We start from the raw sequence: 11,823 nt of genomic DNA on the forward strand, positions 1-11,823 counted from the left end.
GTCATGAACTGGTCGATCTCCTTCGAGCCGCTCGTTTCCTGGCCGCTGTTCGGGCTTGTCATCGTGCCGCTCCTGCTGCTTGCGCTCGCCGGCCTGTGGTTCCGCCAGCGCGGCTCTGTCTTGCGCTTCGTCGCCCTGCTCGCGCTGGGTGCTGCGCTGCTCAATCCAGTCTTCCTCGACGAGGAACGCGAGGCGTTGAAGAGCGTCGTCGCCGTCATCGTCGACCGCAGCCAGAGCCAGGATATCGGCGACCGCACCAAGCAGACCGACGAAGCGCTGGCAGGCCTTCAGGATCGCCTCGGCCGCTTCAAGCAATTCGACGTCCGCGTCGTCGACGCCGGCAAGTCCGAGGCCGCGGACGAGCGCACCGAAACCAGGCTGTTCGGCGCGTTGGAAAGCGCTTTCCGAGACGTGCCGCCCTCGCGCATCGGCGGCGCGGTCATGATCACCGACGGCGAGGTGCATGACGCGCCGGCCGGCGCTCCGGAATTCAACGCGCCGCTGCATGCGCTGATCACCGGCAGCGAGCACGAAAAGGACCGCCGCATCCGCTTCGAGAACGCGCCGCGCTTCGGCCTCGTCGGCAAGCCGCTCGACATGAGCTATCGGGTCATTTCCACGGAAGGCCAAGGCAGCCCGGTCGACGTGCGGGTCTCGGTCAATGGCGAGCAGGTCTCGGTCGAGCATGCGACCATCGGCCAGCCGATGAAGCTTGAGGTCACCATCCCCAATGCCGGCCGCAACATCGTCCAGCTTTCGATCGATCACGAGCCGGGCGAGCTGACCGACGCCAACAACCGCGCCATCGCGCTGGTCGACGGCATCCGCGATCATCTGCGCGTGCTTCTGGTCTCCGGCGAGCCGCATGCCGGCGAGCGCACCTGGCGCAACCTTTTGAAATCCGACGCGTCGGTCGACCTCGTCCACTTCACCATTCTGCGGCCGCCGGAAAAGCAGGACGGCACGCCGATCAACGAGCTGTCGCTGATCGCCTTCCCGACGCGCGAACTGTTCGTCGAGAAGATCAAGGATTTCGATCTGATCATCTTCGACCGCTATCAGCACCGCGACGTGCTGCCGATCCTCTATTACGACTACATCTCCGAATATGTCGAAAAGGGTGGCGCGTTGCTGATCGCGGCCGGCCCCGAATATTCCGGCGAAAGCTCCATTGCCCGGACGCCGCTGATGTCGGCCCTGCCGGCGATGCCCACCGGCGAGGTCGTCGACAAGGCCTTCTATCCGCGTCTCACCGATCTCGGCCAGCGCCACCCGGTAACGCGCGGGCTCGAGGGCTCCGCCAGCGATCCGCCGCACTGGAGCCGCTGGTTCCGCACCATCGGCGTCAAGAATCCGGAGGGCGAGGTGGTGATGAAAGGCGCCGACGACCGCCCGCTGCTTGTGCTCGACCGCAAGGGCGAAGGTCGCGTCGGCATGCTGCTTTCCGACCAGGGCTGGCTATGGGCGCGCGGCTTCGAGGGCGGCGGGCCGCATGTCCAGCTCTACCGGCGCATCGCCCATTGGCTGATGAAGGAACCCGAGCTTGAAGAGGAACGGCTGACAGCGGACGGCCGCGGCATGGTGCTGGAAATAAGGCGCCAGACGATGAGTGACGATCCCGGCCCCGCCCAGGTGATCACGCCTTCCGGCAAGACGATGACGGTCAAGCTGGAAAAGGCCGAACCGGGGATCTTCACGGGCAGCCTGCAGACCAGCGAGATCGGCCTTTACCAGGTCGGCAATGGCGACCTCACCGCGCTCGCCCATGTCGGCCCGATCAACGCTCCGGAATTCTCCGATGTCGTTTCCACCGAAGACAGGCTGAAGGCGCCGGCCGAAGCGACCGGCGGCAGCGTGCGCCGGCTCGCGCCATCCTCCATGCTTGGCAACCTCGCCGGCGGCGTGGCGCTGCCTTCCATCGTGCCGGTGCGCTCCTCGGGCGCGGCGTCGGGCAACGACTGGATCGGGCTCCGCACCACCAACGACAGCACCCTCAAGGCCGTTTCCCGCGTGCCGCTGTTCGGCGGTTTCCTCGGCCTCGGCCTGCTGCTCTTGGCGATCGGTTCGATGTGGTATCGCGAGGGGCGGTGAGCCTCTTCCTTCTCCCCGTTTCACGGGGAGAAGGTGCCCGAAGGGCGGATGAGGGGCGGCGCCCAGCTATCAGAATCAGGCGCTTGCCTCACCCCTCACCCTGCTCGGTCGGCAAAGCCGGCCTCGCTTTCCCTCTCCCCGTAAACGGGGCGAGGGAGAACCGCACTACTCTTCCGGCTCGGTCGTGAACAGCAGCGGATAGCCCTTGGCCTTGCCGGCATCGGTTGCCCGCGCGGCCTTGGTCTCAGCGACGTCGCGCGTGAAGACGGCGACCACGCAGACACCGCGCGTGTGCGCGGTGATCATCACGCGATGCGCCTGATCCTCGCTGAGCTTGAATTCGCCTTTGAGCACGGTCACCACGAACTCGCGCGGCGTGAAGTCGTCATTGACCAGGATGACCTTGTAGAGCTTTGGCCGCTCTGTTTTCGGCTGCGTTTTGGTGCGCGGTTTGAGGACAGTTTCAGGCATCGGAATTCGCCGGTTGGGAACTGAAGCAATTCCAGTGCTTGGCGGTTTCCGGAATTGCGTGAAAAATAGCCTCGCTTCCACTGTGTCATCTAAGGAAGCAGTCGTCCATTTGCCCGCTGTGGCGGCGGGCAAGCACTCGGCACTATGTGGGGAGACGCTGCTTGCCGTTCAACGGCCCTGCCGGCGCATCGCGGTGCCTGATCTGCCGGAGCCGCCGTTATCCATGTCGGAGCCGCGCTCCATGAAGGCGGCAATCATCCAGGCGACGAAGCCGATCAGCGTCGCGCCCGTCAGCACGATCAGGATCCAGCTCTGTGCCGGCGTGATGTAGTCGAAGCTCGATGAGATCGCCGGCGCGAAAAGCTCCGGCTCGGTCCTGCCGCTGGCGGGATCCGGCACCGGGCTGGCTGTGAAGATGATCAACGCTCTTGCCGCCGCGGTGGCAACCAGGCCGCCGAGGGTCAGCGAGCGCATCCGGGACGAAAGCCGCTTCTTCATGCGGATTGTCTTACAGCACCGGCATTGCAATCGGGTTAAGGATCGGATTGTCGCGGTGGAAGCTAGCCGGTGCTCCGCTTCGGCCGCCAGAAAACCGCCCCAGCCGAAACAGGTTGGAGCGGCTTTGAAAAGGTACGTGCGAAGCCTGGATCAGGGCTTCTTCGCCGCGGTCTTCTTCGGGGCCTTCTTGACCGGGCACTTGTGCGTCTTGGTCACTTTGCAGGCCTTCTTGGCGGAGACCTTCTTCGGAGCAGCCTTGGCCGGAGCGGCGGCGGCCGGAGCAGCGGTCGTGGTCGAAGCAGCCGGAGCGGCGGTCGTCGTGGCAGCGGCGTTGCCGAGAGCCGGCATCGAGAAGGCGAGAGCAACTGCGAGGCCGAGGGCGGAGAGGATGGACTTCTTCATGGCTTCATTTCCTTTTTCATGCGGGTCGAGAGGGCGAGCGTCACTGAACAGGGTCGATCGGTGTCACTCCAAGCAGCTTCAAAGCATTCGCGAGCATCCGGATTCCCTGTGCCTGTTTCTTGGCGGCGCAGAACCGGTTTCCCTTTCTTTGAAGTGCCTTTGCCGCGGTGACCTGCGTTGCCGCGGCGTGGGTTTCGAGGGCTTCGTCAACTTGACGGTTGAGATTGGTGCAGCGCTCGGCCCGGGTCAGCGGCGTTACCTTTGCGTTGGAGGCCCCGACCGCGGCTGTGATGAGCGACATGCTGAGCAACGCACCCATCAAGCTGATCCAGAACCTCTGCATTGGTATTGCCCGTTACTCCGGAAACTCGCGTCGCAGCCGATGACCTGACCGCCACGGCACCGGTTATGCCCTTGAAATTTTTCACGAGTTTTTCCCGACTGTAGAATTTTGTTTCTGGATTGTTTCTGAGGAAGGTAATCCATGCCGCATCGCCGCCACTGGCCAAGATGTGGCCCGAATTCTATCGTGTGGGTGATTTGGGAAGGGCCGGCTTGGCTACCAGCATGACAGGGTTCTCGTGAAATCCGACGCGCACATACTGATCGTCGATGACGACAAGGGCATACGCGACCTGCTTCAGGAATTCTTTCAGAAGCGGGGACTGCACACGACGGTGGCCGCCGACGGCACCGAGATGGAGGCGATCCTGCGCCGCGCACAGGTCGACCTGATCGTTCTCGACGTGATGCTGCCGGGAAAAAGCGGGCTGGAGCTTTGCCGCGAGATCCGCGCGAACTACACGACACCGATCATCATGCTGACCGCGGTGACCGAGACGACGGACCGGGTCGTTGGCCTCGAGATGGGCGCGGACGACTATGTGCCGAAACCTTTCGATCCGCGCGAATTGCTCGCCCGAATCCGCGCTGTGCTGAGGCGCAACGGCACGGCCGAGCCGCGCCGGCCCGCCAGCAACCAGATCTACCGCTTCGCCGGCTGGACCATGGATTGCTCGCGCCGCCGGCTGACGGCGCCCGACGACGTGCGGGTGGAGCTGACGATGGCGGAGTTCAACCTGCTGCAGACCTTCGTCAAGAGCGCCCAGCGCGTGCTCACCCGCGAGCAACTGATCGAGCTGTCCGGCGGGGACACCGGCTACAGTTTCGACCGCAGCGTCGACATCCTGGTGAGCCGCTTGCGCCGCAAGATGGAAGACGACCCGAAGACGCCGAAGCTGATCCTGACCGTGCGCAGCGGCGGCTATCAGTTTCTGCCCGAAACGACCTCCGAATGAGACGCTTCCTGCCGCAAACCCTGCCCGTCTGGGTGTTGCTCATCGTCATTGCCGGCCTGATGATCAGCCAGGTCGCGACCCTCTACATCGTCTCGCACGACCGCGCTGCGGCCAACGACGTCGTCGATCTTTATCGGCTGAACGACCGCGCCTACTCGCTGGTGCAGCTCATGCACGACGCCACGCCCGAGGAGCGCAAGGCGACCGCATCCGGGCTGTTCAACGCCACCTATGCGCTGACCGTCTCGGACACCCCTGCCGTCACCTCCTCGATCGCCGGCGACGATCAGCTTGCCGAGCTGGAGGACATCCTGGTCGGCCGCCTGTCCAAGTTCGGCATCACCGATGCGCGCGTGCGGCGCGACCCGGCGACCCAGGAGGCCGATGTCCCGAACGGCCAGGTGATGAACAAGGATGTCGGCCAGGTCGAGCGCGATCTTCTGGTGCTGGCGGCGGATTTCGCCCAGAGCGACAAGCTGACGGCGTCGCTACGGTTTGCCGACGGCCAGTGGCTGAACTTCACCGAGCCGATCACGCCGGCAGGTCCGATCCTGAGCTGGGACAGCCTGCCGCTTTACTCGCTGATAGCAGGGCTGGTCGTGGTGATGTCGATCTGGTCGCTGCGCCGGCTGACGGCGCCCTACCGCATGATGGAGACGGCGGTGAACCGCATCGGCAAGGACTTGAAAAGCCCGCCGATCGCCGAGACCGGCAGCCGCGAGATCCGCGCCGCGGCAAAGGCGGTCAATGCCATGCAGATGCGCCTGCGCGACTATGTCGAGGACCGCGAGCACCTGGCGGCGGCGCTCGCGCATGATCTGCGCACGCCGCTGACCAGGATGCGGCTGCGGCTCGAATTGCTGCGCAAATCGCAGGCGCGCGAGGCGCTTGCGCATGACCTCGCCGACATCGAAAGCATCGCCAGCTCAGTGATCGACTTCGCCAAATTCGAGGTCACGGAGGAAAAGGCCGAGCGGATCGATTTCTGGTCGCTGGTGGAATCGGTCGCCGACGCGTTCGAGGACGCTTCGCTCGACGAGGACGCCAGGCCATCGCGGGGCTTGATCTGCATCGCGCGGCCGGTGGCGCTGCGCCGTTGCATCACCAATCTCGTCCAGAACGCGGTCACCTACGGCAAGAAGGCGCATATCGGCGTGCGGCGCTCGGGCGACACGATCACGCTCAGCATCCGCGACGAAGGTCCGGGCATTCCGCAGGCCAAGCTGGATCAGGTGTTCGGCTCGTTCGTGCGCCTCGAACAATCGCGCAACCGCGAGACCGGCGGGCTGGGTCTCGGCCTCACCATAGCCCGCAACATCGCCCGCAGCGCCGGCGGCGAGATCAGCCTTTCCAACCATCCCCGCGGCGGCCTGCTGACGGAGCTGCGCCTGCCGCTGGCAGCTTGAGTCAGCAGCCTTTTCTCGACTGCCGCAGGGGCTGGATCGGCCGCGCCATCCTTGTGATAGTGCGACCCGCTCCACAGCGCCGCGCGTCCTCCCGGACGCGCAAAGGACGCTGTACCACTTCAATTTGGTGCATGTTCCTTTCCGAACCGAGGGTCAGCGACGCAAAAATCGATTCCGATTTTGGGTCATGCACGAGGAAACCGAACCATGTTCTATGCGATCCTTGCCTATCACGTCGAAGAGACCGTCCAGTCCTGGACGCCCGAGGAGGATGCAGCCCTCATGAAAGATCTGCTCGAGATCAACGACAGGCTGACCCGCGCCGGCAAGCTCGGCCCGGCGGCCAGGCTGGGAGATACCGCGAAGGCCGTCACGTTGCGCGGCCCGGGCGACGGCATGGTGATCGACGGCCCCTTTGCCGAGACCAAGGAGCAGTTGCTCGGCCTCTATGTGCTGGATTGCGCGAACCAGGACGAGGCGATAGCGGTGGCGCGCGATCTCAGGCGCGTCAATCCCACCGCTGTCTACGAGATCCGGCCGATCATGCTTTATCTGCCGGGCGCGAAGCTGGCCTGATTCCAGGAAAAGTGACCGGTTCACCGCAGCGGGCGGCGGCCGCGAGCCGCGATATCGGCGGGGGCTTCATCGACCGGATAGCCGAAATCCTTCAGTTCCGGTATCGACAGACCAGCCAAAGCCCTGCGCTGCATGGCGTCCTGAAACCGGCGCCGAAGCCCGGCGAAGATCATCGCGATACTGGCGGCGAGCGTGCCGACGAAGCGAGAGGTCGGCTGGAAGGTCCTGAGGCTGATGTAGGTCATTGTCATTCTCCCTCGTTCGAACTCACGAGGGCAATGTCCCACCGGCGCGCTTTGCCAATGTTCATCCAGGCGTGAAAGCGCGAGAAAAACCGCGGATAGGAGCGCTAAATCGCCGTTAAGTCGGCGGCGGGACGTGATAATCTGTCCAGGGCTTTTTCACGGGGGCTGGAGTGCACATCCGATTGCTTGGCGGCATCGAGGTTGTCTCCGCAGGCGGGCAACCTCTGCATTTCGCGACGCGCAAGACGTCGCTGCTCTTTGCCGCGCTCGTTCTGGCCGGTCCCAAGGGCCTTCGCCGCGAGAGGGTGGCGGCGATGCTGTGGGCCGGCAGCGGCGAGCAGCAGGCGCGCAACAGCCTCCGCCAGGCTCTCGTCGACATTAGGCGGTTGTTTCCGTCCACCGGCGGCGAAGCCATCCGCATCGAAGGCAATGCCGATACCATCTGGCTGGCGGCGAATGCCAACGAGGCTGACATCTGGGTCTTCGACCGGAAGTGCCAGGCCGATGACGGCATGAGCCTTGCGGCAGCCGCCGACCTCTATCGGGGTGAGCTCCTCGACGGGCTGTCATTCCCCGGCGAGATCGATGAGTGGCTTGCGCCGCTTCGGGCGAACTATGCCCGCAAGGCGCTGGATCTGGCCGAGCGGCTGAGTCTCTTTCGCGAGTTGGGTTCGCGCGAAGAACAGGCCTGCGAAAGGCTGGCCGAATGTCTGGTGACGCTCGACCCATGCGCCGAGCAGGCCCACCGCGCCCTGATCCGCATCTTCCGCCGCCGCGGCAAGACCAACGACGCCTTCCGCCAGTTCCTGGCCTGCAGGGAAGCGCTGAAGCGCGAGCTTGGCGTCGAGCCCGAGGAAGCGACGCGGGCGCTGGTCGCCGACAGCAGTCCGCCGGAGGTCGAACTGTCCTCCCCGGAAACGAAGGCGCCGCGTCCGGCCGTCTCGGTGCCGGAAAAGCCGTCGATCGCTGTCCTGCCGTTCCAGAACATGAGCGGCGACGCCGAGCAGGACTATTTCACCGACGGCGTCGTCGAGGAGATCACGACGGCGCTGTCGCATGTGAACTGGCTGTTCGTGATCGCGCGGAATTCCGCCTTCGCTTACAAGGGCCAGGCGGTCGAGGTCACGCGCGTGGCACGCGAACTCGGGGTACGCTACGTCCTGGAGGGTAGCGTCCGCAGGGCCGGAAGCCGGCTGCGCGTGGCAGGGCAGCTCGTCGAGGCGGCGGCCGGGGTGACTCTGTGGGCCGACCGGTTCGAAGGCGACGTCTCGGAGGTGTTTGAACTGCAAGACCTCGTCGCCTCCAGCGTTGTCGGCGCGATTTCGCCGAGGCTCGAACAGGCCGAGATGGCGCGCGCCAAGCGCAAGCCCACCGAAAGCCTCGACGCCTACGACCACTATCTGCGCGGCATGGCGAGCCTTTACCGCTGGACGAGGGAGGGGCTGGAGGAAGCGCTGCCGCAATTTTACAAGGCCATCGAGCTCGACCCCGATTTTGCCGCAGCGGAGGGCGCTGCCGCCTGGTGCTATTTCTGGCGGATGGCGAATCGCTGGATGACTGATCGGCAGAAGGAGACCGCCGAGGTTTCCCGGCTGGTCGGCAACGTCGCGATCTCCGGCCAGGACGACGCAGTAGCGCTGGCCTTCGGCGGCCTGGCGTTGGGCTATGTCGTCGGCGACTACGAGGCCGCCTCGGCACTGGCCGACCGCGCGCTCGTGTTGAACCCGAACTGCGCTACCGCCTGGAGCGCCAGCGGCTACCTCAAGTCTTGCTACGACGATCCTGACATCGCTATCGAGCACCTGTCGCGGGCAAGACGGCTGAGCCCGCTCGATCCGCTGACCTTCTTCATGCAGACCTGCACCGCCTTCGCCCATTTCGTGGCCGGCCGCTACGACGTCGCGTGGCCACTCGCAGAGGCGGCATCGCGCACGCAGCCATATTATCTCACCGGCCTGCGAGTCGCGGCCGCCAGCAATGCCATGGCCGGCAGGCTGGATGCCGCGAGCAAGCATATCGCGCGCTCGCTGGCGCTCGACCCCGACCTGACGCTTGCCAACCTCACACACGTGGCCGGGCATATCAGGCCGGCCTATTTCGCCAAATATTTCGAGGCGCTGCGGTTGGCCGGCCTGCCCGAATAAGACACCTCTTGGCCGGGGCCTTTTCAAGCCGGTGACGCAGCTGCCTCGATTTCCTTTCCGATGCGAAGCGTCTCGCGCACCAAGAGATCGAGATCGTCGCGCCGCGTGCGGTGATTGGTGATCGCGGCTCTCAGCCAATGCTGCCCGTGCACGGTGGTGTCGGAGACGGCTGCGATGCCCTCCTCCTGCAGCCTCATCATGATCTCGGTGTTGAACGCCTTCAGCCGCTCGCCGGACAGGCCACCGCCACGATGGCGGAAGCAGACGATGTTGATCGTCGTCGGCGCCGTCAGTTCGAGCGCCGGTTCGGCCTCGATCAGGCCGGCGAGATAGCGGGCCTGCGCGATGTTCTGGTCGATCAGGCGACCGAACTTCTCGACGCCATGCTCCTTCAGCGCCATCCACACCTTGAGCGCGCGAAAGCCGCGTGAGGTCTGCAGGCCGTAGTCGTGCAGCCATTGCCCGGAAGGGAGCCCACGCGGCGCCGATTGCAGGCATTCCAGCGTGGTGGCAAAGGTGCCGCGATGCGCCTCCGCATCGCGAACCAGCGTGCAGCCGGCCTCGAATGGCGCATGCAGCCATTTGTGCGGATCGAGGGCGATCGAATGCGCCTGCTCGATGCCGGCCACAAGCGATCTGTTTTCAGGCGCGATGGCGATCAGCGCGCCGATGCAGCCGTCGACATGGAACCAAAGGTCCTCTTCCGCCGCCAGCGCGGCCAGCGCCTGCAGGTCGTCGACCGCGCCGGTGTTGACGGTGCCGGCGGTGCCGATCACGCAAGCCGGCTTGAAGCCCGCCGCGCGATCCTCAGCGATGGCCGTCTTGAGCGCATCGACGTCGATGCGCAAATTGGCGTCGGTGGGGATACGCCGCAGTGCCCGGTTGCCGAGGCCAAGCGCTTCCATCGCCTTGCGGTGGCAGGAATGGATCTGGTCCGAGGCGTAGAAACGCAGCGGCTTCGGGATGGCGCCGACGCCCCTCTCGCGAACATCGACGCCTGCCTTGGCATTGCGCGCCACGGTCAGCCCGATGATGTTGGCCATCGAGCCGCCGCTGACCAGCGTGCCGCTGGCCGAGGCCGGAAAGCCCACCATCTCCTTCAACCAGTCGACCACCTGGCTGTCCATCAGGCCGGCGGCGTGGTTGCCGCCGCCAAGGTTGGAGCCCTGGATCGCCGCAAGGAAATCGCCGAGCGCGCCGGTGAAATTACTGGAGCCCATATACCAGGACCAGAAGCGCGGATGGATGTTGCCCATCGGATAGGCCATCACGTTGCGGGCGACGTCGCCGTAGACATCGGCGATCGGCGCCGGCTCGTGCGGCAACGGCTCCGAAAAGAAGGCGCGGACCTCGGCGGGCATCTCGCGCCACACCGGGCGGTTCCGGACATCCCGGAGATAGCCGATGGCGTCATCGACGATTCGGTGCGACAGGGCCTGCATATCGGCCCAGTCCGATGGATCTAGAGTTTCGTCCGCGACCATGACTTCCTGCTGCGTATCCATCGGTTCCTCCCCCAAGGCATGGGGCCGGCTCTCGGGTCACATGTGAAATCAGTCGCGGCGCCACCATCCGCCTGGACAGCAGCGCCGCGCGTTGTCTTCAGGCATCGAACTGGCAGCTTGGCGTCGAGCGCGACAGCGCCATCTCGTCGGCGTCCATCTCCGCCTCGATGCCGTCGAAGAGCGGCGTCGACATGTAGCGCTCGCCGGTATCGGGCAGCATGCACAGGATCACCGAACCGGCCGGGGCGGTTCCGGCGATCTGCCGCGCCACGGCGAAGGTGGCGCCACCTGAGATGCCGGTGAAGATGCCTTCCTGCTGCGCCAGGGCCTTCGCCCATTTGATGCCTTCCGGACCGGGGATCGGCACCACTTCGTCATAGTAGCGCTTGTCGATCGCCTCCTGCAGCACGTTGGGGATGAAATCCGGCGTCCAGCCCTGGATCGGATGCGGCTCGAAGGCCGGATGACTGGCGGCCGGCGCGCCGCCCGCGCCGCGCTCCTGCCCCTTGCCGCTGCCGATCAGCTGCGCGTTGGCAGGCTCGGCAAGCACGATGCGGACATCAGGCCGCTCGCGGCGCAGCACCCGGCCGACGCCGGCGACGGTGCCGCCCGTGCCATAGCCGGTGACCAGCACGTCGAGCCGCGAGCCCGCGAAATCGTTGACGATCTCGCGCGCCGTCGTCGCCTCATGGATGGCGGCATTGGCTTCCGTCTCGAACTGGCGAGCGAGGAACCAGCCATTGGCTTCGGCGAGTTCCACCGCCTTCTTGTACATGCCGAAGCCTTTCTGGGCGCGTGGCGTCAGCACCACCTTGGCGCCCAGCATGCGCATCAGCTTGCGGCGCTCGATGGAGAAGCTGTCGGCCATCGTCACCACCAGCGGATAGCCCTTCTGCGCGCAGACCATGGCAAGGCCGATGCCGGTGTTGCCGCTGGTCGCCTCGACGACGGTCTGGCCCGGCTTGAGCTTGCCGCTGCGCTCGCCTTCCTCGATGATGTTGAGCGCCAGCCGGTCCTTCACCGAGGCTGCCGGATTGAAGAACTCGGCCTTCACATAGATCGTCGCATGGGTCGGACCGAGATTGTTGATACGGATGACCGGCGTGTCGCCGACCGTGTCCAGAATGCTGTCGAACAGCCGGCCGCGACCGGCGGTGGTCCTGATCTTCAACTGCTGCAGCATGGGT

At 65.2% G+C, this 11,823-nt stretch carries 12 protein-coding genes; 5 read left to right on the plus strand and 7 right to left on the minus strand.

Annotation, left to right across the window (positions count from 1 at the left end; genetic code table 11):
* Positions 1–3: 3 nt before the first annotated feature.
* Entirely contained in the window at positions 4–2,091 is a 2,088-nt protein-coding gene (locus tag RFN30_RS28370; RefSeq protein ID WP_320265365.1) for a hypothetical protein, read from the plus strand.
* Positions 2,092–2,256: 165 nt separating this feature from the next.
* Here RFN30_RS28370 and clpS read toward each other — a convergent pair whose 3' ends face one another.
* From clpS to RFN30_RS28390, 4 genes are all read right to left on the minus strand, one after another.
* Entirely contained in the window at positions 2,257–2,562 is a 306-nt protein-coding gene (gene clpS / locus RFN30_RS28375; protein WP_040989718.1) for an ATP-dependent Clp protease adapter ClpS, read from the minus strand.
* Between the two features lie 168 nt (positions 2,563–2,730).
* Positions 2,731–3,060 (minus strand): hypothetical protein, encoded by a 330-nt coding sequence (locus RFN30_RS28380; protein ID WP_320265366.1) that lies wholly within the window; start codon positions 3,058–3,060, stop codon positions 2,731–2,733.
* Positions 3,061–3,210: 150 nt separating this feature from the next.
* Positions 3,211–3,462, minus strand: a complete 252-nt coding sequence (locus tag RFN30_RS28385) for a hypothetical protein (protein WP_320265367.1) — start codon at positions 3,460–3,462, stop codon at positions 3,211–3,213.
* A 40-nt stretch (positions 3,463–3,502) separates the two neighbouring features.
* Complete coding sequence (locus RFN30_RS28390) at positions 3,503–3,805, minus strand: hypothetical protein (protein WP_320265368.1); 303 nt, start codon at positions 3,803–3,805, stop codon at positions 3,503–3,505.
* 238 nt (positions 3,806–4,043) lie between these two features.
* Here RFN30_RS28390 and RFN30_RS28395 point away from each other — a divergent pair, with 238 nt between their 5' ends.
* The 3 genes from RFN30_RS28395 (at position 4,044) to RFN30_RS28405 (ending at position 6,742) form a co-directional block, all read left to right on the plus strand.
* Positions 4,044–4,760, plus strand: coding sequence for a response regulator (locus RFN30_RS28395; protein ID WP_320265369.1), 717 nt, complete (start codon positions 4,044–4,046; stop codon positions 4,758–4,760).
* Positions 4,757–6,166 (plus strand): ATP-binding protein, encoded by a 1,410-nt coding sequence (locus RFN30_RS28400; protein WP_320265370.1) that lies wholly within the window; start codon positions 4,757–4,759, stop codon positions 6,164–6,166. Before RFN30_RS28395 ends, RFN30_RS28400 begins: the two co-directional genes overlap by 4 nt.
* Before the next feature lie 207 nt (positions 6,167–6,373).
* A complete protein-coding gene (locus RFN30_RS28405) occupies positions 6,374–6,742 on the plus strand; it encodes a YciI family protein (RefSeq protein WP_320265371.1) in 369 nt (122 codons plus the stop codon).
* Between the two features lie 20 nt (positions 6,743–6,762).
* Here RFN30_RS28405 and RFN30_RS28410 read toward each other — a convergent pair whose 3' ends face one another.
* Positions 6,763–6,987 carry a hypothetical protein gene (locus RFN30_RS28410; RefSeq protein WP_320265372.1) on the minus strand — a complete coding sequence of 75 codons (225 nt, stop codon included), beginning with the start codon at positions 6,985–6,987 and terminating at the stop codon, positions 6,763–6,765.
* A gap of 170 nt (positions 6,988–7,157) precedes the next feature.
* On the opposite strand from RFN30_RS28410, the gene RFN30_RS28415 reads away from it, so the two are divergent.
* The gene (locus RFN30_RS28415; protein ID WP_320265373.1) at positions 7,158–9,131 is read left to right on the plus strand and encodes a BTAD domain-containing putative transcriptional regulator; all 1,974 of its coding nucleotides are present in this window, start codon (positions 7,158–7,160) and stop codon (positions 9,129–9,131) included.
* A gap of 23 nt (positions 9,132–9,154) precedes the next feature.
* Here RFN30_RS28415 and RFN30_RS28420 read toward each other — a convergent pair whose 3' ends face one another.
* Both RFN30_RS28420 and RFN30_RS28425 read right to left on the minus strand, forming a co-directional pair.
* Complete coding sequence (locus RFN30_RS28420; RefSeq protein ID WP_320265374.1) at positions 9,155–10,636, minus strand: pyridoxal phosphate-dependent decarboxylase family protein; 1,482 nt, start codon at positions 10,634–10,636, stop codon at positions 9,155–9,157.
* 97 nt (positions 10,637–10,733) lie between these two features.
* Complete coding sequence (locus RFN30_RS28425) at positions 10,734–11,819, minus strand: PLP-dependent cysteine synthase family protein (protein ID WP_320265375.1); 1,086 nt, start codon at positions 11,817–11,819, stop codon at positions 10,734–10,736.
* Between the last annotated feature and the right edge of the window lie 4 nt (positions 11,820–11,823).

The sequence above is a fragment of the Mesorhizobium dulcispinae genome (assembly GCF_033977345.1).
Classification (GTDB): Bacteria; Pseudomonadota; Alphaproteobacteria; order Rhizobiales; family Rhizobiaceae; genus Mesorhizobium; species Mesorhizobium dulcispinae.

Excerpts from the sequence above, each read along its gene's own strand:
- RFN30_RS28370 (WP_320265365.1), top strand. The coding sequence starts at position 4 with ATGAACTGGTCGATCTCCTTCGAGCCGCTCGTTTCCTGGCCGCTGTTC.
- clpS (WP_040989718.1), bottom strand. The coding sequence starts at position 2,562 with ATGCCTGAAACTGTCCTCAAACCGCGCACCAAAACGCAGCCGAAAACA.
- RFN30_RS28380 (WP_320265366.1), bottom strand. The coding sequence starts at position 3,060 with ATGAAGAAGCGGCTTTCGTCCCGGATGCGCTCGCTGACCCTCGGCGGC.
- RFN30_RS28385 (WP_320265367.1), bottom strand. The coding sequence starts at position 3,462 with ATGAAGAAGTCCATCCTCTCCGCCCTCGGCCTCGCAGTTGCTCTCGCC.
- RFN30_RS28390 (WP_320265368.1), bottom strand. The coding sequence starts at position 3,805 with ATGCAGAGGTTCTGGATCAGCTTGATGGGTGCGTTGCTCAGCATGTCG.
- RFN30_RS28400 (WP_320265370.1), top strand. The coding sequence starts at position 4,757 with ATGAGACGCTTCCTGCCGCAAACCCTGCCCGTCTGGGTGTTGCTCATC.
- RFN30_RS28405 (WP_320265371.1), top strand. The coding sequence starts at position 6,374 with ATGTTCTATGCGATCCTTGCCTATCACGTCGAAGAGACCGTCCAGTCC.
- RFN30_RS28410 (WP_320265372.1), bottom strand. The coding sequence starts at position 6,987 with ATGACCTACATCAGCCTCAGGACCTTCCAGCCGACCTCTCGCTTCGTC.
- RFN30_RS28420 (WP_320265374.1), bottom strand. The coding sequence starts at position 10,636 with ATGGATACGCAGCAGGAAGTCATGGTCGCGGACGAAACTCTAGATCCA.
- RFN30_RS28425 (WP_320265375.1), bottom strand. The coding sequence starts at position 11,819 with ATGCTGCAGCAGTTGAAGATCAGGACCACCGCCGGTCGCGGCCGGCTG.